This is a genomic window from Pantoea sp. QMID4, from assembly GCF_030270445.1.
Lineage (GTDB): Bacteria > Pseudomonadota > Gammaproteobacteria > Enterobacterales > Enterobacteriaceae > Pantoea > Pantoea vagans.
Map to the genome: position 1 here is coordinate 347,850 of NZ_BSXL01000002.1, position 18,928 is coordinate 366,777.

Consider the following 18,928-nt stretch of genomic DNA (forward strand, 5'->3'; position numbering starts at 1 on the left):
CTTATTCCAGCCACAGCAGGTTGTCGCCTGGACTCACCGGACGGCCCGCCTGGCAGGCAATCCGCGTTACCCGACCGGCCTGCGGCGCGACAATCGCCAGTTCCATCTTCATCGCCTCGACGATAATCAGCGTCTGTCCGGCGCTGACCGCGTCGCCCGGCTGCACCAGCACTTTCCAGATGTTGCCATTGAGATCCGCCTGCACCGCCAGCCCGGCTTCCTCCTCCGCGCTGACGCTGGCTTGCGCCTCATCCGCCTCTGGTGCGTTCTGTTCTTCCTGCGCCCAGAGCTGCACTTCCTGTTCAAAGGCAGCGGCCTGGCGCTGGCGGAACGCGGCAATCTCAGCGGCATGCTCGGCGAGGAACTGCTGGTGGGCAGCAAAATCAAACTGCGTCTCTTCAATACGCAGGCTGGCACGGCCTTCACGGAAATCTTCGCGCAGCTGGTTCAGTTCGGTTTCACTCACCGGATAGAAGCGCACCTGATCGAAGAAGCGCAGCAGCCACGGCGCATCGGCCGCGAACTGTGCGTTTTTCAGGAAGGTGTTCCAGATGGGCAGCGTACGACCCACCAGCTGATAGCCGCCGGGGGAATCCATGCCGTAGATGCACATGTACATGCCGCCGATGCCGACGGTGCCTTCGGCGGTAAAGGTGCGCGCCGGACTGTATTTAGAACTCAGCAGGCGATGACGTGGATCGATCGGCACGGCACAGGGCGCGCCCAGGTAGACGTCGCCCAGGCCGAGTACCAGATAGCTGGCGTCGAACAGGGTGTCGCGCACCTGCTCGCGGCTGCTTAAGCCGTTAATACGCTGGATGAAGTCCACGTTGTTCGGCAGCCACGGCGCGCTGGCACGCACCGTCTCCTGATAGCGGCTGACCGCACCCAGCGTGGCGCTGTCTTCAAATGCCATCGGCATCCACACCACGCGCGACGGGACTTTCAGCGTGCTGACATTGCCCAGCGTCGCTTCCAGCGCCAGCAGCAGCGACATCAGAGCGGACTGGTGAATGATGCGGCTGTCATAGCGCACCTGCAGCGATCGCACGCCTGGCGACAGCTCCTCAACGCCAGGCTCTGCCTGCGCTGTCAGGGCATTCATCAGCAGGTGGACGCGCAGGCGCAGCGCCAGATCCAGCACGTTGTCGCCATACTCAATCAGCACATATTTGTCGCCCGCCTGGCGATAGACCACTTTCGGCGTACTGCCGGTAGCCTCAATGGCGGCCAGAATGGTGGCGGAGCCGTGGGCGGTTTCGGCCAGTGACGGCACGGCAAAGGTCGATGGTGGTTCCGGCCGCAGGGTTTCAATCAGATGCATCTGCGCTTTTTCCCGCGCCAGCGCATCGTCTGCCGTAATCGGGTGGAAGCGGATGGTGTCGCCAGGTTTGACCTGACCCACTTTCCACAGCTCGGCTTTGGCGATGGTCACCGGACAGACAAAGCCGCCCAGGCTTGGGCCGTCATGTGTCAGGATCACCGGGAAGTCGCCGGTGAAATTGACCGCGCCAATGGCATATTCACAGTCGTGAACGTTGGAGGGGTGCAGACCCGCTTCGCCGCCGTTGGCGCGGGTCCAGGTCGGCTTCGGACCCACCAGCCGCACGCCGAGGCGATTGGAGTTGTAGTGCACCTGCCAGTCGCTGGCAAAGAATTCATCGATAGCGGCCTGGGTGAAGAAGTCTGGTGCGCCGTGCGGGCCGTAGAGCACGCCGATGCGCCATTCGGTGCCGTAGTGCGGGATCAGCGCCGCATCGAGTGGCTGCGGGTCACTGACCGGGGCAGGCGTGGTGCAGGCTGCCCGTTCAGGCTGTGAGATCGCCAGCATATCGGCCACCCGCAGGGTGCGCCCGGCGTGACCGCCGAACTGGCCCAGCGAGAAGGTACTGCGGCTGCCCAGGTATTCCGGCACGTCGAAGCCGTTACGCACCGCCAGATAGCTGCGGCACCCCTGCCGGGCGCGTCCCAGTGTCAGTGTCTGTCCGGCTTTCACCGCCAGCGGCTGCCAGTAGCTGACCGGTTCACCATCAAGCGTGGCGTCGCAGTCCGCGCCGGTCAGCGCCACAATGGCATCACAGTGGAAGCGCAGCGTCGGTCCCTGCAGAGTAAACTCCAGGCCCGCAGACGTGTCATGGTTACCGACGATGCGGTTAGCCAGCCGGAACGCGAAGTCATCCATCGGGCCGGAAGGCGGCACGCCGATATCCCAGTAGCCGAGGCGGCCAGGATAGTCCTGAACCGAACTGAAGGTGCCGGGCTGCACCACTTCCACCACGGAGGCGGCAGGGACGACGCTGTCGAGGTAGCGCGTCCAGACATTGCCAGTGCGAAAGGCGTCGCTGGTGGTAATCTGGCGCAGATAGTCGAGGTTAGTGGCGATGCCATGCAGTTGCGTGGCATCCAGCGCCTGGTGCAGTTTTTCCAGCGCCGCATCACGGGTGTCGGCATGAACAATCAGCTTGGCGATCATCGGATCGTAGAAGCTGGAGACCTCACTGCCGGTTTCGATGCCGCTGTCGACCCGCACACCGTCAGGGAAGGTGACGCCGGTGAGCAGGCCGGGGCTGGGCTGAAAGTTCTTCAGCGGATCTTCCGCGTAGAGCCGCACCTCAATGGCCGCGCCCCTGGGTGGCTGCTGCAGACGTGACCAGTCCACCGCATCGCCCGCCGCTACCTGCAACATGCACGCCACCAGATCGAGTCCGGTGACGCATTCGGTGACCGGATGCTCCACCTGCAGACGGGTATTCACTTCCAGAAAGTAAAAGGCCTGCTGGCTGACGTCGTAGATATACTCCACGGTACCTGCGCTGCGGTAGTTCACCCGCTCGCCGAGCCGCACCGCTGAAGCGAGCAGGGCGTCACGCGTCGCCTGCGACAGCCCGGGTGCAGGTGTCTCTTCCACCACCTTCTGATTGCGGCGCTGCAGGGAGCAGTCGCGTTCGCCCAGCGCCACCACTTTGCCCTTGCCGTCACCAAAAATCTGCACTTCAACGTGACGGGCACGATCGATACAGCGCTCCAGAAACACGCCGGCATCACTGAAGAACTGTTCACCCAGACGGCGCACGCTCTCCCAGGCACTGGTGAGCGCATCGGCATCGGCGCAGCGCGTCAGGCCAATGCCGCCGCCGCCCGCCGTGCTTTTCAGCATCACAGGATAGCCAATGTCATCAGCGGCCTGTAACGCCTCCTCCAGCGAGCCGAGCAGCGGTGTGCCTGGCGTCATCGGGACACCCGCGCTGGCAGCCAGCTCACGGGCGCGGTGTTTCAGGCCGAACTCACCAATCTGCTGCGCGGTGGGGCCGACAAAGGCGATGCCCGCCGCGTCGCAGGCGTCAGCAAACGGCTGGCTTTCAGAAAGAAAACCGTAGCCGGGCCAGATCGCCTGCGCGCCGCTCTGCTGCGCCGCCGCCAGAATTTTGTCGATGCGCAGATAGCTGTCGCTGGCTTTGTCGCCGCCCAGCGCGATAGCGATATCGGCCTGCTTAACGTGCTGCGCATTGCGATCAGCGTCAGAGTAAACTGCGACGCTTTTCACGCCGAGGCGCTTCAGCGTGCGGATGGCGCGGCAGGCAATTTCGCCGCGGTTGGCAATCAGTACGGTGGTGAACATGATCAGTGACTCCCCTGTGATGCCAGCCAGTTGCGCCAGCCGCCCGTTTCAGTAATCTCCAGCGCGGTCTTCAGCGCCGAGCCTTCGCAGATAAAGCCTTTTACCACCCGGCCATCAGCCAGCGTCAGGCTGCCGATACCCAGCGGTGCGGGGATCTCCGCCACAAACTCGCCAAAACGCGCGACCGGGATATCCCACAGTTCAACGGTGATCGCAGCGCCCTGTTCGTCACGCATCAGGCCGGGCTTTTTGATCGCGCCCTCCAGCAGGGCGAAGAGGCGATAGTGTGGCGCGGTCTGCGTCTCTTCGACCCAGACGGCCTTGCGTTCAGTGAGCTGGAAATTAAGCGGCATGCCGGTCAGATGCGCGCCCACGACCGCCAGCCGGACATGGTCGGGTGAGACGGGCAGCGAAGTGCGCCGGGCCGGGAAGGGCTGGCCGGTGGCGCCCAGCGGCAGAGCGAGCTGCTGCTGCCAGCGAAGACCAAATTCCGCCAGTGCCCGATCGTGCCAGGCAGGCGCAATCAGCGTGATGCCAGCCGGGAGATCGTCGTTACGGAACGGGCCGGGCAGCGCCAGTGCAGAGAGGTCGGCAAGATTGGTGAAGTTGGTATAGGTACCGAAATGCGAGTTGTAGAGAATCGGCTCCTGCTTCATCTCCTCAAGGGTATGGATGGTGGGCGAGGTGGGCACCACCAGCGCGTCGAACTGTGCCAGCGTCTGGTGAATCTGGCGCGTCAGCCCGGCCCGCAGATATTCCGCCTTATAAGCATCAACCGCGCTGTATTTCAGGCCGCTGGCGACGATCTCATGCACCACCGGGTCCATTTCCGCCGGACGATCAAGCATCCCGCCCACCGCCGCCGTGCGTTCGGCGACCCAGGCACCGTAATAAAGCTGTTCAGCCAGCTTGCTGAACGGGGTGAAGTCGATAGGGTGCAGCGTTGCGCCGCCCGTCTGCAATGCCTCCAGCGCCCGATCCCAGGCGGCTTCAGCCGCCGCATCATCAAAAAATTCCGGGTTCGCCGGAATAGCAAAATGAGGATGAATTGGCAGGCTGGCCGGGGCAGTGCGTGGATTGATGCGCGAATAGGCGTCACCGGCATCATAGCCTCCCATGATATTGGCGACATAAAAGGCATCTTCTGCCATCAGTGCAAACACCGAAATAGTGTCGTTGAGGCGACAGGCGGGCACTACGCCACGCGCAGAGAACCAGCCCTTGGTCGGCTTGAGTCCGACTATATTGTTAAAGCCCGCCGGCACGCGGCCCGAACCGGCGGTATCGGTGCCTAGCGAAAAGGCAACCAGCCCGCGCGCCAGCACTGATGCCGAGCCGGAGCTGGAGCCGCCACTGACATAATCAGGGTCAAAGGTGTTACTGACCGCGCCATAAGGGGAGCGGGTGCCCACCAGACCGGTCGCGAACTGATCGAGGTTGGTTTTGCCGATGACGACGGCGCCAGCGGCTTTCAGCCGGGCGACAGCGACCGCGTCTTCACTGGCTGTATAGGTAAAAGCAGGGCAGGCGGCGCTGGTCGGCCAGCCCGCCACATCGATATTGTCTTTGACCGCAAAGGGCACACCAAACAGCGGCAGTGAGCCGGGATCGCGCTGATAATCCGCCAGCAGTGGCGCAATCTGTGCCGCTAACTGATCCGGTGTGGCCAGATAGATCCAGGCATTATCACGGGTATCGATCGCTGCCAGATGTGCAGTCAGCAGTGAGGTTATCTGTTGCGGAGCCTGCTGGTAGCGCTGCTGCCAGGCGGGAAGTGTCAGGCCGAGGGTTGAAGTCATATGAAGAATTCCAGCTGGTATACAAGATGGGATTCAACATAGCAAAGGGTGTGCCACTTTTTTAACGCAATGATTCAATAGTTTAATGCGTTCAGTGATAAGATTTTCTGATGATAATTTGCACAATGACGGCGCGCACGCTGATCGATGACGGTGCGTTTAGTGTCTGTGTGCGTAAATTTTGTGAAGAACATGGCAAGAGTCCGGTGGCCCGGTTAGCATGAAAGACTGTCTGGCAACTCGCCGGCGCCCAGCAACAGAGGAGATTTACGTGGTGAAGTGGCGTAACTGGATGATAGGGATTTGCCTGGTCGGTTCGGCCAGCAGCGCATGGGCCGATTCGCTGGATCAACAACGGCAACGTTATCAACAAATTAAACAGGCCTGGGACAGCAACCAGATGGCCACCGTGGATCAGCTGTTGCCGACGCTTCAGGACTATCCGCTCTACCCTTATCTGCAATATCGCCTGCTGGCACAGGATCTCGATCAGGAAACCGCCCTGGCCGTGCAGAACTTTATTCGCCAGTATCCGACGCTGCCACCTGCACGCTCGCTCAGTACCCGCTTTATTAACGTGCTGGCTTACCGTCAGGACTGGCAGGGCGTGCTGAACTTCAGTCCGACCGAACCGAAGCCGGTGCAGGCACGCTGTAACTGGTATTACGCCAAATGGGCCACCGGTCAGCAGCAGGCCGCATTTGATGGCGCGAAGCAGATCTGGCTGCGCGGTACGGCGCTGCCCGCGGACTGCGATAAGCTCTTCTCAGTCTGGCAGGCGTCCGGTCAGATTTCGCCCATTACCATCATGGAACGTATCCGGCTGGCGATGAAAGCGGGCAACGACAGCCTGGTGAGTTATCTGGCGAAGACCTTACCTGCTGACTATCAGACCATGTCTGACGCGATACAGTCCCTGCAGCAGGACCCGTTAACGGTCAGCACCTTTGCCAGCGCCGTCGGGCCAACCGACTTCACCCGCCAGGCCACGATTTACGCCTTTACGCGCGTGGCACGACAGGACATGGAAAATGCCCGCAGTCTGATTCCGGTTCTGGTCCGGGCGCAGAAGATGGGACCGGAAGATGAGCAGGCGCTGAAGGAGATTGTGGTCTGGCGCATGATGGGCAGCGATCTCACCTCTGAGCAGGCGCGCTGGCGCGATGCGGTGGTGATGAACAGTGAGTCGACCGCGCTGGTGGAACGCCGGGTGCGACTGGCGCTTTCTCAGCAGGATCGACGCGGCCTGAATACCTGGATCGCCCGTCTGCCGCTGGAAGCGAAAGAGAAAGATGAGTGGCAGTACTGGCAGGCTGACCTGCTGTTTGCAAAAGATCGCAAAGAGGAAGCAGAAGAGATCCTGCGCAAGCTGATGCAGGCACGTGGCTTCTATCCGATGGTGGCCGCCCAGCGGCTCGGCGTTGACTACCCGTTGCAGGTCGATGAAGCACCGAAGCCTGACAGTGCCACGGTGCAGGGACCGGAGCTGGCCCGCGTACGCGAACTGATGTACTGGGGGCTGGATAATCTGGCACGCAGCGAGTGGAGTAATCTGATTGCCAGCCGCACCCACACGCAGCAGCAGATGCTGGCGCGTTACGCCAATGAGCAGGACTGGTGGGATCTCAGCGTGCAGGCGACCATCACCGCAAAAATGTGGGACAGCCTGAAAGAGCGCTTCCCGCTGGCGTGGCAGAGCGTCTATGAGCGCAATACCGAGGTCAAACAGATCCCGCCGAGCTATGCGATGGCGATTTCGCGCCAGGAAAGTGCATGGAACCCGAAAGCGCGTTCGCCGGTCGGGGCCAGTGGTCTGATGCAGATTATGCCTGCCACCGCGGCGCATACCGTGAAGATGTACAACATTCCTGGCTACAGCAATACCAGCCAGCTGCTGGATCCGGAAACCAATATCCAGATCGGCACGCAGTATCTGGAATATGTCTATCAGCAGTTTAACCAGAACCGGATTTTCGCCTCCGCGGCCTATAACGCCGGTCCGGGCCGGGTGCGAAGCTGGCAGAAAACCAGTGCAGGCAATCTCGACGCCGTCGCGTTTATTGAGACCATTCCGTTCTCTGAAACACGCGGCTACGTGAAGAATGTGCTGGCGTATGACGCCTACTATCGTCACTTCATGGGCAAGCCTGACAGGATCCTGTCAGATGCTGAGTGGAATCGCCGTTACTAGCTGTGCTAAGCTTCCGTACTCTTTAGCGAGTACGGAAGCCTCTTCATGACCCATTCTGATTCCTCCTCTACCGATGCGCATCCGCCAGAAAATAGCTGGCAACGCTTTGTCGTGCTGATGCAGCAGGCCTTTGCCGATGGTCATGCATTGCCACTGATGCAACTGATGATGACGCCTGATGAGCGGGAAGCATTCGGTACCCGACTGCGGATTATCGAAGAGTTGATGAACGGCGAAATGAGCCAGCGTGAGCTGAAAAATGAGCTTGGCGTCGGCATCGCGACCATTACCCGCGGCTCTAACAGCCTGAAAGAGGCGCCGCCAGAGCTAAAACGCTGGCTGGAAGCGCATCTGGGACGCGCCTGATTACTGCTGATACAGCGGATGGACGAACGGGCAGAGCGCCAGAATCAGTGCCTGATGATAGACACTGGAGCGGCTGAGCAGGCCGTTCGTGAACGCCCCGATAGCACCACCCTGCTGTTTGATATTGTGGATGCCGGTTAACCGCGCCATCTCTTCGCCCAGCTCACGGCCTTCACGCAGGCCCGCCAGCACTAATGGCGGCAGGGTAAAACTGGCCGAGCGCGATTCGCCGCGCTGCTTCTGGTTTTCCACGACCATCCAGGCAAATGCGGTGTCATCTTCGATGCCTGCCTCAATCGCCACCCAGAACGCCGCTTCAGGCCGGACCTGGCGGGCATTCATGACGCGCTGACGTGCGCCTTTTCGCGTTTCCAGATGGGTTAACGGTTGTGCTGCTACGCCGCTATCGACCTCGACCCCTTCAATATGGCAGGATCCCTCGCCGAAAACGTCGCTGAAAGCCTGAGCAATCGCGCGAATCTTCGCTGGGTTGGTTGTGGCTGCGACAACATGGTACATAATTAGTTGAACCCTCAGGTGATTAAGAGCCTGGCCCATCAGGCGATTTTACGGGCTGGTCTGAACCTGAGCAGTGCCACGATCCTCACGTACTCCGTGTACGCCGGGTTATTCCGCACGCTCCGTGTCCAGGCTGCCTGCAACAATGATGCCTGATGGGGCAGGCTCTGAGACGATTTTTGTCGCAGTATAACGGAAACTAACATGCTACAGGTCTATCTTGTTCGTCACGGTGAAACGGTATGGAATGCGGAACGCCGCATTCAGGGGCAATCCGACAGTCCGCTGACGGAAAAAGGTGAGCAACAGGCTTATCAGGTGGGTGAGCGCGTCAAACATCTGGGCATCACGCACGTGATTGCCAGCGATCTGGGGCGTACGCGCCGCACCGCGGAGATTATTGCGGATGCCTGCGGATGCGCAGTGACGCTGGATCCGCGGCTGCGTGAGCTGAATATGGGCGTGCTGGAGAAGCGTCCGCTGGATGGCTTAACGGCGGAGGAAGAGCAGTGGCGCGCCACGCTGGTCAACGGCACCGAAGGCGGTCGCATTCCAGAAGGCGAGTCGATGACGGAGATGGCGACGCGCATGCACGCCGCGCTGAATGCCTGCCTCGAACTGCCTGCCGGAAGCCGCCCGCTGCTGGTCAGTCACGGTATGGCGCTGGGATCGCTGGTCAGCACGATTCTTGGTCTGCCCGCGTATGCCGAACGTCGCCTGCGACTGCGTAACTGCTCAATCTCACGTGTCGATTATCAGCAGAGTGCCTGGCTGGCAGAAGGGTGGATTGTGGAGACGGCGGGGGATATTTCCCATCTTGACGCGCCTGCGCTCGACGAGCTGCAACGCTGATGTCGTGAAAGCTGCCGTCCACAGACGGCAGCCCTGACCTTAGCTGGCGACGGTCTGGCGGCGAATCGGAATCAGGTATTCGCACCGGATCTCGGTCGGTGGTTCAGCGCGCTTTTTACCACCATCGGTATAAAAACGTTCAATATCCTGTCCCTGACGACGGGTCAGTCCCAGCGTTGGCATGCAGGTGCCGTAAAGCAGCAGGATAAATTCCTGCAGATTGACGCGCGGGCCATTATAGGTGAACTGCACGTAATCGCCCGCTTCCAGAATAACACTCTGTCCGGAGTGCAGGTTGACTGCGCTGTCAGCAGGCACCGCCGTGGTGTAGAGAATCTCCTGCTCATCATCTTTGTCCTGGCTGGCACGCACCTGATGCAGGCCATACAGCACCGGCGGAACCGTGTCCGTTTCCAGCAGGAACTGCTTCCAGAAGTGAATCCGCATCTCGTCGCGATAGCTGGAGATCTGCTCCAGAATACAGGTGTAGTTCTGGGTTTGTCCCACCAAGACCGTTTCCGGCAGGGTAACGAAAGCCGGTTCCGGCTGCGTCTCATCGTCCAGGCGAATCGGGGGACGAATACCGAATGAGTTCCAGTCGGAAGCGCGACGATACCAGGCCGGTGTCTGAGCAAACTGCTTTTTGAATGCGCGAGTAAAAGTTTGCTGTGAATCAAAACGATACTGCAGGGCGATGTCCAGAATCGGGCGACTGGTCAGGCGCAGCGCGACAGCAGCTTTCGACAGACGACGCGCACGGATATAGGCACCTATTGCGTGACCGGTTACGTCCTTGAACATCCTTTGTAAATGCCATTTAGAGTAACCAGCTTTCTGGGCAACATTGTCCAGTGAAAGGGGTTGATCCAGATGGCTCTCCAGCCAGACAAGCAAATCGCGAATGATACCGGCTTGGTCCATAAAACATCCTCATACTCTGGTGAGTGCAGCTAAACGCATTCGAAGAATATTAGCACTCATTGCTCAAAAGACGTGGGCCGTTTTCCGGGGAAGGTTGTGCTAAATCAGTACGGGCTCAAACCCGTTTTAGTTTGGTCATTAGTTCGATTAACAGTACATTACATTCTCATCTATTCCATTTGCAATGGTAACGCCATGACAATAACGCGTCTTATGATCGCTGCGCTGACCACGCTCACCTTTTCCAGCCCGCTGCTTGCCGAACAGATTGGCTCTGTTGATACGGTATTCAAGATATTCGGGCCTGACCACAAGATCATTGTTGAAGCATTCGATGACCCGGACGTTAAAAATGTAACCTGTTATATCAGCCGGGCGAAGACCGGCGGTATCAAAGGCGGACTGGGGCTGGCAGAAGATACCTCTGATGCCGCGATTTCCTGTCAGCAGGTAGGTCCGGTCGAACTGAGTGATAAAATTGCGCAGGGCAAAGCGGAGGGCGAAGTGGTCTTCCGCCAGCGCACCTCTTTAATCTTTAAGAAGTTGCAGGTTGTACGCTTCTTCGACAAAAAGCGCAATGCTCTGGTCTATCTGAGCTACTCCGATAAAGTGGTCGATGGTTCACCGAAAAATGCGCTCAGCGCCGTGCCGATTATGCCGTGGCACTGATTAAACTGCTGTATTGAGCATAAAAAAACGCCCGCAGGGGCGTTTTTTTATTTATCGCATCTGACAGCGGATTAATCCTGCAGATCACCACAGAAGCGATAACCTTCACCATGAATGGTGGCGATGATCTCAGGCGTGTCCGGCGTGGATTCGAAATGCTTGCGGATACGACGGATGGTGACATCAACGGTGCGATCGTGCGGCTTAAGGTCGCGGCCGGTCATTTTTTTCAGCAGGTCGGCACGGGTCTGAATTTTGCCTGGATTTTCGCAGAAGTGCAGCATGGCGCGGAACTCACTGCGCGGCAATTTGTAGTGCTCGCCGTTCGGGTTGATCAGCGAGCGGCTGTTGATATCCAGCTCCCAACCGTTAAATTTATAACTCTCTACCTGACGGCGCTCTTCGCCTGGCATCGCCAGGTTCATGGTGCGTGACAGCAGGTTGCGGGCACGAATAGTCAGCTCACGCGGATTAAACGGTTTGGTGATGTAGTCATCAGCGCCAATTTCCAGACCAAGAATTTTATCGACTTCGTTGTCACGGCCGGTCAGGAACATCAGGGCGACATTAGCCTGCTCACGCAGTTCACGGGCCAGCAGCAGGCCGTTTTTACCGGGCAGGTTGATGTCCATAATGACCAGGTTAACGTCATTGTCGGTCAGCACCTGATGCATTTCAGCACCATCAGTCGCCTCGTACACCACATAACCTTCCGCCTCAAAAATGCTCTTGAGGGTATTACGCGTGACCAGTTCGTCTTCAACGATAAGAATGTGCGGGGTCTGCATGTTTAGCTACCTAAAATTTGCCAACAAATTGAAAACAGGGCGTACAGCGGTATGGCGTTCTCCATCATCGAGAGCGACGGGCCGCGCTGAACCGTTGTACGAAATCATATTTTGATAAGCCATCTATCAACGTCAACAACAGGTTTAGCTCAGCCAGTCAGGATGAAAATTGCATGCCCCGGGCGTTAATGATAATGGCGCATATCCTAACTGTATTAACAGCAACCTAACAGCACCAACTACAACCGATAAGCATAAAAACAACGCTTCGTTGACTTATATCAAATGCAATTGTAGCACGTTAACACTTTTGTGAAAAACTTCTCGCAGATTGACTGTTTAGCTCACAAAAAGCATCATTTTCGTTACATTTATTACGCTTGTGACCCAAAATGAAATCAGTAGGTAATTACATTATATGTCTTTGAATTTAAATGAATTAATGATGATTTCTTTAATAAGGCTGGTTTCGGCGATAAAAATATTCAGGACATCACTTTTCACTGGTTTTTACATTGTTAACACCCGATTTTCTTATTACCTTCTGACAACTGAATCATTAACAGCCATGTTAATATGGCGTTATGTAAATGGACCCATGGAATAAAAATATGCTTTTTCCCCTGATTCTCGTCTCGCCCGCGCGGCCAGAAAATATCGGCGCTGCGGCGCGCGCCATGAAAACCATGGGATTCAGCCAGCTGCGTATCGTTGCCAGCGACGCCTGGCAGGATCCGGCAGCACGCCGGGTAGCCCATGGCGCGGGTGAGATCCTCGATAATGTTCAGACCTTTGCTACCCTGGCCGAGGCATTAGCGGATATCGATTTTTCGGTCGCGACGACGGCGCGCAGCCGGGCAAAGTTCCGTTACTACGCCACACCCGAGCAGGTTGAAACGCAACTGCTGGAAAAGCGTCAGTGGGTCAACAGCATGGCGCTGGTGTTTGGTCGCGAAGATAGCGGGCTGACCAACGAGGAGCTGGAGCAGGTTGATCTGCTCACCGGCATCCCGATGGCAAATGACTATCCCTCACTGAATCTCGGTCAGGCAGTGATGGTTTACTGCTATCAGCTGTCGAAGCTGAATCAGGTTGAAGCGCCGGTTGCGTCCGCCGCCGACGGGCAGCAGCTGCAGGCGCTGCGTCAGCGTTTCCATCAGTTGCTGGCGCAACTCGACGTCAGTGATGATGAGAAGCTCTCTGACTGGATCGATCAGCGAGTGGGTCTGCTGGAACAGCGTGACAGCGCGATGCTGCATCGTCTGCTGCACGATATTGAAAAAAAACTCACAGATAAATCCTCGGCAAAAAGCTGATTTTACAGCAACAGATCGCAGGGAATGTCGGCATTGCAAACGATTAAACAGCATTTTGCGGTTTAACCGGAGGCTGTGCGCAGTGGCGGAAAACTGTCCTCCGGACAAATCGGGTTGACTTAATGTGCGCTTTGCTTTACTTCTGGACGCAAGACGGACAGACAAAAACAGACAGAAAATAAATCTAAATGCGTAAAATCAGCCTGAACACCACAATTATTACCACCACCATTACCTCAGGTAACGGTGCGGGCTGACGCATACAGGAAAAACAGAAAACAAGCCCGCACCTAAACAGTGCGGGCTTTTTTTTCGGCTTAAATTCAGGAGAGTTAATATTATGCGAGTGCTGAAATTCGGCGGGACCTCGGTAGCGAATGCGGCGCGTTTTCTTCGCGTCGCTGACATACTGGAAAGCAATGCGCAACAAGGACAGGTTGCAACCGTGCTCTCTGCACCTGCGAAGATCACTAACCATCTGGTGGCGATGATTGAAAAAACCATCAGTGGTCAGGACGCTTTGCCGAATATCAGCGACGCCGAACGCATCTTCAGCGAGCTGCTGCAGGGACTCGCAGCTGCGCAGCCGGGCTTTGAGTTTGATCGACTGAAAACCCGCGTTGATCTGGAGTTTGCGCAGCTGAAGCAGGTACTGCACGGCATCAGCCTGCTGGGCCAGTGCCCGGACAGCGTCAACGCAGCGATTATCTGTCGTGGTGAAAAACTCTCGATTGCAATCATGGAAGCGCTGCTACAGGCGCGCGGTCACGAGGTCAGCGTGATTGATCCGGTCGAGAAGCTGCTGGCGATCGGCCACTACCTCGAATCCACTGTCGATATTCCTGAATCAACCCGCCGTATTGAAGCGAGCCAAATCCCGCCGCAGAACATGATTCTGATGGCTGGCTTTACCGCCGGTAACGAGCGCGGCGAGCTGGTAGTGCTGGGCCGTAATGGCTCCGATTATTCAGCGGCTGTACTGGCCGCCTGTCTGCGCGCCGACTGCTGCGAAATCTGGACCGATGTGGATGGCGTCTATACCTGCGATCCGCGTCAGGTGCCGGATGCACGCCTGCTGAAGTCAATGTCCTATCAGGAGGCGATGGAGCTCTCCTATTTCGGTGCCAAAGTGCTGCATCCCCGCACCATCGCGCCTATCGCCCAGTTCCAGATCCCATGCCTGATCAAAAACACCGCCAATCCGCAGGCGCCCGGCACCCTGATTGGTGCTGAAGGCGAACAGGATGAGAGCCCGGTAAAAGGCATCACCAACCTGAATAACATGGCGATGGTCAACGTCTCCGGTCCCGGCATGAAAGGGATGGTCGGGATGGCGGCCAGAGTCTTTGCGGCGATGTCGCGCACCGGTATCTCGGTGGTGCTGATCACTCAATCCTCTTCCGAATACAGCATCAGTTTCTGCGTGCCGCAGAGCGAGCTGGCGCGGGCGCGTCACGTGCTGGAAGAAGAGTTTTATCTTGAGCTGAAAGATGGCCTGCTGGATCCGCTGGATATCATTGAAAACCTGGCAGTGATTTCGGTGGTGGGCGATGGCATGCGTACCCTGCGTGGCATCTCAGCAAAATTCTTCTCGGCGCTGGCACGTGCCAATATCAATATCGTGGCGATTGCACAGGGCTCCTCTGAGCGCTCTATCTCAGTGGTGGTGAATAATGACGAAGTGATCACCGGCGTGCGCGTGGTGCATCAGATGCTTTTCGCCACCGATCAGGTGATCGAAGTGTTTGTGGTTGGCGTCGGCGGCGTCGGCGGTGCGCTGCTGGATCAGTTACATCGCCAGCAAGCGTGGCTGAAGCAGAAGCATATTGACCTGCGGGTCTGCGGCATTGCGAACTCGCATGCGCTGTTAACAAACGTCCACGGCATCGATTTAAGCAACTGGCAGGCGGCACTAACCGAAGCGAAAGAGCCGTTCAATCTCGGACGCCTGACCCGTCTGGTGAAAGAATATCACCTGCTTAATCCGGTCATTGTGGATTGTACCTCCAGCCAGGCCGTTGCCGATCAGTACGCGGATTTCCTCAGCGAGGGCTTCCACGTGGTGACGCCGAACAAAAAGGCCAACACCTCCTCCTGGAATTACTATCAGCAGATGCGCGCCGCCGCCGCCAAATCGCGTCGTAAATTCCTTTATGATACCAACGTCGGGGCCGGGCTGCCGGTGATCGAAAACCTGCAGAACCTGATGAACGCGGGTGATGAACTGCTGCGCTTCTCCGGTATCCTTTCGGGATCGCTGTCGTTCATCTTCGGCAAGCTGGATGAAGGGGTTTCGCTGTCGCAGGCAACGAACATGGCGCGTGAGATGGGCTTTACCGAGCCCGATCCGCGTGACGATCTCGCTGGCACCGATGTGGCGCGTAAGCTGCTGATTCTGGCACGTGAAGCAGGCCATCAGCTGGAGCTGAGTGATATTGAGATTGAGCCACTGCTGCCCGCCAGCCTGGCCGACATTCAGGATGTGGAGCAGTTTATGCAGCGTCTGCCTGAGCTGGATAACGCCTTTGCCGACCGCGTTGCACAGGCGCAGAATGAGGGCAAAGTGCTGCGCTACGTGGGCGTGATTGAAGAGGGCGGTGTCTGCAAAGTGAAGATCGATGCCGTTGACGGCAACGATCCGCTCTTTAAAGTTAAAAACGGTGAGAACGCGCTGGCGTTTTACAGCCGCTACTATCAGCCGATTCCGCTGGTGCTGCGCGGATACGGTGCAGGAAATGATGTCACAGCGGCCGGTGTCTTTGCCGATCTGCTGCGCACGCTGTCATGGAAGTTGGGAGTTTAATCATGGTAAAAATTTACGCACCGGCCTCGATTGGTAACGTCAGCGTCGGGTTCGATGTGCTGGGCGCGGCGGTTTCGCCGGTAGATGGCTCCCTGCTGGGTGACTGCGTCTCCGTGGAAGCGGCAGAGCAGTTTTCACTGACCAACGCCGGACGCTTTGTCAGTAAGCTGCCCGCCGATCCTAAAGAGAATATCGTTTATCAGTGCTGGCAGCGTTTCTGCGAGGCGACTGGCAAAGCGATCCCGGTGGCGATGACCCTGGAGAAGAATATGCCCATCGGCTCCGGTCTGGGCTCCAGCGCCTGCTCGGTAGTAGCCGGCCTGATGGCAATGAATGCGTTCTGCGGCAAGCCACTCAGTGACAGCACGCTACTGACGCTGATGGGTGAGCTGGAAGGGCGGATCTCCGGCAGCGTGCATTATGATAATGTCGCTCCCTGCTTCCTCGGCGGCATTCAGCTGATGCTGCAGGAAAATGACATCATCAGCCAGGCGGTACCGGGCTTTGACGACTGGCTGTGGGTGATGGCCTATCCGGGCATTAAAGTGTCGACTGCCGAAGCGCGCGCCATTTTACCGGCGCAGTACCGCAAAGAGGACTGCATTAAGCATGGCCGCCTGCTGGCCGGCTTCATTCACGCCTGCCATACGCGTCAGCCGCAGCTGGCCGCTAAACTTATGCAGGATGTAATTGCAGAACCCTACCGGACCCGGCTGCTGCCAGGCTTCGCCGAGGCGCGGCAGGCCGCAAAAGAGATTGGCGCACTGGCGTGCGGCATCTCCGGCTCTGGTCCGACACTTTTCGCCGTTTGCAATCAGATGGAAACGGCACAGCGGATGGCTGACTGGCTGAGCCAGCACTATCTGCAGAATGATGAAGGCTTCGTCCATATCTGCCGTCTCGACACGGCTGGCGCACGACAATTGGGATAACGCATGAAACTCTACAATCTTAAGGATCACAACGAGCAGGTCAGCTTCGCCCAGGCGGTGAAACAGGGTCTGGGATCGCAGCAGGGTCTGTTCTTTCCGCTGGAACTGCCAGAGTTTGAACTGACCGACATCGACGCGATGCTGGAGATGGATTTTGTCAGCCGCAGCAGCAAAATTCTCTCGGCTTTCATTGGCGACGAGATTCCGGCCCATCAGCTGCATGAGCGTGTTAAAGCCGCTTTTGCTTTTCCGGCCCCGGTGAAAGCCGTCAGCGAAGATATCGCCTGTCTGGAACTGTTCCACGGTCCGACGCTGGCGTTTAAAGACTTCGGCGGCCGTTTCATGGCGCAGATGCTGTCGTATGTCTCAGGCTCCGATGAGCAGATCACCATTCTGACCGCCACCTCCGGTGACACCGGTGCGGCCGTGGCGCACGCGTTCTACGGCATGAAGAACGTGCGCGTGGTGATCCTCTATCCGCAGGGCAAAATCAGTCCGCTGCAGGAGAAACTCTTCTGCACCCTGGGGGGCAACATTGACACTATCGCTATCGACGGCGATTTCGATGCCTGCCAGTCGCTGGTCAAACAGGCGTTTGATGATGAAGAGCTGAAAAAGACGATTGGTCTGAACTCGGCAAACTCTATCAACATCAGCCGCCTGCTGGCGCAGATCTGCTACTACTTTGAAGCGGTCGCGCAACTGCCGCAGGAAAAACGTAATCAGCTGGTGGTCTCCGTGCCGAGCGGCAACTTTGGTGATTTGACCGCCGGTCTGCTGGCGAAATCGCTGGGCCTGCCGATCAAGCGCTTTATCGCCGCCACCAACGCCAATGACACGGTGCCGCGCTTCCTTGGCAATGGCGAATGGCAGCCTAACCTGACGGTCTCTACGCTGTCGAATGCGATGGATGTTAGCCAGCCGAACAACTGGCCGCGTGTTGAAGAGCTGTTCCGCCGTAAAACCTGGCGCTTAACCGATCTCGCCTGTGGTGCGGTCTCTGATGAGACCACGCGTGCCGCAATGCGTGAACTGGCTGAGATTGGCTACGTTTCCGAGCCGCATGCTGCCATTGCCTGGCGTCTGCTGCGCGATCAGCTGCAGGAAGGGGAATATGGTGTGTTCCTGGGTACCGCGCACCCTGCGAAATTCCGCGAAAGCGTGGAAGCGATACTTGAACAGACTCTGACGCTGCCGCCAGAGTTGGCGGAGCGCGCTGACCTGCCGCTCCTGTCGCACGAGATGAAGGCGGACTTCGCTTCACTGCGTGCGTTCCTGCTGAAGTAGTTCTGTGAATGGCTTCCCGGTGACGGGCAGCCCATTTGCAGGGAGTACATTACGCGCGGGGTATTACTGCTCCGCGCGCTTAAAGACCAGTTCGCTCTCGCTGCTGCTGGCCGCATCAAAACGGTAGCCATCCAGGTCAAACGCTTTAAGCTGCTCCGGCTTAGTCAGGCGCTGCTGAATCACATAGCGACTCATTAACCCACGCGCCTTTTTGGCATAGAAGCTAATCACTTTATAGCTGCCACTCTTCTCGTCGAGGAATACCGGCTTAATCATTTGTGCCTGCAGCTTCTTCGGCTTAACGGCTCTGAAATATTCGTCCGAGGCGAGGTTAATCAGTACCTCATCACCTTGTTCCGCCAGCGCGGCATTCAGCGTTTCAGTGATAACGTCGCCCCAGAAGGTGTAGAGATCTTTGCCCGCCGGATTCGCCAGGCGAATGCCCATCTCCAGCCGGTAAGGCTGCATGAGATCGAGCGGACGCAGCACGCCATACAGGCCTGACAGCATGCGCAGGTGCTGCTGAGCAAAGTTGAAATCCTCATCACTGAAGGTTTCGGCCTGCAGACCCGTGTAGACATCACCTTTGAACGCCAGAATGGCCTGACGGGCATTCTGCGGAGAAAAATCGGGTTGCCAGCTGCTAAACCGTTCGGTATTGAGGTGCGCCAGTTTGTCGCTGATACCCATTAACGAGGCGATGCTGGCGGGTGACAGCTCGCGCGCAATCTCAATCAGCTGTTGTGATTTTTCTAACAGCGCAGGCTGGGTGAAACGCGTGGTTGCCAGCGGGCTTTCATAATCGAGCGTCTTGGCAGGAGAGATCACCATCAACATTGTTACTTCCTCGGTTAATGCCTGGTTTA

15 protein-coding genes and 1 other annotated feature are annotated in these 18,928 nt (G+C 57.6%); of the genes, 9 read left to right on the top strand and 6 right to left on the bottom strand.

The window, feature by feature from the left end:
* Position 1: 1 nt before the first annotated feature.
* Together uca and atzF are read right to left on the bottom strand one after the other, a co-directional pair.
* Entirely contained in the window at positions 2 to 3,619 is a 3,618-nt protein-coding gene (gene uca / locus QSK07_RS06470; RefSeq protein WP_285721154.1) for an urea carboxylase, read from the bottom strand.
* 2 nt (positions 3,620 to 3,621) lie between these two features.
* Positions 3,622 to 5,418, bottom strand: coding sequence for an allophanate hydrolase (atzF, locus tag QSK07_RS06475; protein ID WP_285721155.1), 1,797 nt, complete (start codon positions 5,416 to 5,418; stop codon positions 3,622 to 3,624).
* A gap of 271 nt (positions 5,419 to 5,689) precedes the next feature.
* Here atzF and sltY point away from each other — a divergent pair, with 271 nt between their 5' ends.
* Both sltY and trpR read left to right on the top strand, forming a co-directional pair.
* A complete protein-coding gene (gene sltY, locus QSK07_RS06480) occupies positions 5,690 to 7,609 on the top strand; it encodes a murein transglycosylase (RefSeq protein ID WP_285721156.1) in 1,920 nt (639 codons plus the stop codon).
* Between the two features lie 45 nt (positions 7,610 to 7,654).
* On the top strand, positions 7,655 to 7,975 hold the full coding sequence (trpR, locus tag QSK07_RS06485; protein ID WP_285721157.1) for a trp operon repressor: 321 nt from the start codon (positions 7,655 to 7,657) through the stop codon (positions 7,973 to 7,975).
* Here the strand turns inward: trpR and yjjX are convergent, their stop codons facing one another.
* Positions 7,976 to 8,494, bottom strand: a complete 519-nt coding sequence (yjjX, locus tag QSK07_RS06490) for an inosine/xanthosine triphosphatase (RefSeq protein WP_285721158.1) — start codon at positions 8,492 to 8,494, stop codon at positions 7,976 to 7,978.
* Between the two features lie 204 nt (positions 8,495 to 8,698).
* On the opposite strand from yjjX, the gene gpmB reads away from it, so the two are divergent.
* On the top strand, positions 8,699 to 9,346 hold the full coding sequence (gene gpmB / locus QSK07_RS06495; RefSeq protein WP_033731471.1) for a 2,3-diphosphoglycerate-dependent phosphoglycerate mutase GpmB: 648 nt from the start codon (positions 8,699 to 8,701) through the stop codon (positions 9,344 to 9,346).
* Positions 9,347 to 9,385: 39 nt separating this feature from the next.
* Here the strand turns inward: gpmB and robA are convergent, their stop codons facing one another.
* Entirely contained in the window at positions 9,386 to 10,267 is an 882-nt protein-coding gene (gene robA / locus QSK07_RS06500; RefSeq protein WP_098051546.1) for an MDR efflux pump AcrAB transcriptional activator RobA, read from the bottom strand.
* A gap of 195 nt (positions 10,268 to 10,462) precedes the next feature.
* Here robA and creA point away from each other — a divergent pair, with 195 nt between their 5' ends.
* Positions 10,463 to 10,936 (top strand): protein CreA, encoded by a 474-nt coding sequence (gene creA / locus QSK07_RS06505; protein ID WP_098051545.1) that lies wholly within the window; start codon positions 10,463 to 10,465, stop codon positions 10,934 to 10,936.
* 71 nt (positions 10,937 to 11,007) lie between these two features.
* Here the strand turns inward: creA and arcA are convergent, their stop codons facing one another.
* Positions 11,008 to 11,724, bottom strand: a complete 717-nt coding sequence (gene arcA / locus QSK07_RS06510; protein ID WP_010253677.1) for a two-component system response regulator ArcA — start codon at positions 11,722 to 11,724, stop codon at positions 11,008 to 11,010.
* A gap of 611 nt (positions 11,725 to 12,335) precedes the next feature.
* Here arcA and QSK07_RS06515 point away from each other — a divergent pair.
* The 5 genes from QSK07_RS06515 (at position 12,336) to thrC (ending at position 18,062) form a co-directional block, all read left to right on the top strand.
* Entirely contained in the window at positions 12,336 to 13,040 is a 705-nt protein-coding gene (locus tag QSK07_RS06515; RefSeq protein ID WP_033781810.1) for a tRNA/rRNA methyltransferase, read from the top strand.
* A gap of 188 nt (positions 13,041 to 13,228) precedes the next feature.
* Positions 13,229 to 13,297, top strand: coding sequence for a thr operon leader peptide (gene thrL, locus QSK07_RS06520; protein WP_071822204.1), 69 nt, complete (start codon positions 13,229 to 13,231; stop codon positions 13,295 to 13,297).
* Positions 13,236 to 13,354: a sequence feature (Thr leader region), on the top strand. Its footprint overlaps the gene before it by 62 nt.
* A 26-nt stretch (positions 13,355 to 13,380) precedes the next feature.
* Positions 13,381 to 15,843, top strand: coding sequence for a bifunctional aspartate kinase/homoserine dehydrogenase I (gene thrA / locus QSK07_RS06525; protein ID WP_285721159.1), 2,463 nt, complete (start codon positions 13,381 to 13,383; stop codon positions 15,841 to 15,843).
* A 2-nt stretch (positions 15,844 to 15,845) separates the two neighbouring features.
* On the top strand, positions 15,846 to 16,775 hold the full coding sequence (gene thrB / locus QSK07_RS06530; protein WP_098051543.1) for a homoserine kinase: 930 nt from the start codon (positions 15,846 to 15,848) through the stop codon (positions 16,773 to 16,775).
* 3 nt (positions 16,776 to 16,778) lie between these two features.
* Positions 16,779 to 18,062 carry a threonine synthase gene (gene thrC, locus QSK07_RS06535; RefSeq protein ID WP_098051542.1) on the top strand — a complete coding sequence of 428 codons (1,284 nt, stop codon included), beginning with the start codon at positions 16,779 to 16,781 and terminating at the stop codon, positions 18,060 to 18,062.
* Between the two features lie 63 nt (positions 18,063 to 18,125).
* Here the strand turns inward: thrC and yaaA are convergent, their stop codons facing one another.
* Positions 18,126 to 18,899 carry a peroxide stress protein YaaA gene (yaaA, locus tag QSK07_RS06540; protein WP_285721160.1) on the bottom strand — a complete coding sequence of 258 codons (774 nt, stop codon included), beginning with the start codon at positions 18,897 to 18,899 and terminating at the stop codon, positions 18,126 to 18,128.
* Between the last annotated feature and the right edge of the window lie 29 nt (positions 18,900 to 18,928).

Coding starts and splice junctions, on each gene's coding strand:
- yjjX (WP_285721158.1), bottom strand. CDS start 8,494: ATGTACCATGTTGTCGCAGCCACAACCAACCCAGCGAAGATTCGCGCG.
- yaaA (WP_285721160.1), bottom strand. CDS start 18,899: ATGTTGATGGTGATCTCTCCTGCCAAGACGCTCGATTATGAAAGCCCG.
- creA (WP_098051545.1), top strand. CDS start 10,463: ATGACAATAACGCGTCTTATGATCGCTGCGCTGACCACGCTCACCTTT.
- thrB (WP_098051543.1), top strand. CDS start 15,846: ATGGTAAAAATTTACGCACCGGCCTCGATTGGTAACGTCAGCGTCGGG.
- robA (WP_098051546.1), bottom strand. CDS start 10,267: ATGGACCAAGCCGGTATCATTCGCGATTTGCTTGTCTGGCTGGAGAGC.
- thrC (WP_098051542.1), top strand. CDS start 16,779: ATGAAACTCTACAATCTTAAGGATCACAACGAGCAGGTCAGCTTCGCC.
- thrA (WP_285721159.1), top strand. CDS start 13,381: ATGCGAGTGCTGAAATTCGGCGGGACCTCGGTAGCGAATGCGGCGCGT.
- trpR (WP_285721157.1), top strand. CDS start 7,655: ATGACCCATTCTGATTCCTCCTCTACCGATGCGCATCCGCCAGAAAAT.
- gpmB (WP_033731471.1), top strand. CDS start 8,699: ATGCTACAGGTCTATCTTGTTCGTCACGGTGAAACGGTATGGAATGCG.
- uca (WP_285721154.1), bottom strand. CDS start 3,619: ATGTTCACCACCGTACTGATTGCCAACCGCGGCGAAATTGCCTGCCGC.
- QSK07_RS06515 (WP_033781810.1), top strand. CDS start 12,336: ATGCTTTTTCCCCTGATTCTCGTCTCGCCCGCGCGGCCAGAAAATATC.
- atzF (WP_285721155.1), bottom strand. CDS start 5,418: ATGACTTCAACCCTCGGCCTGACACTTCCCGCCTGGCAGCAGCGCTAC.
- arcA (WP_010253677.1), bottom strand. CDS start 11,724: ATGCAGACCCCGCACATTCTTATCGTTGAAGACGAACTGGTCACGCGT.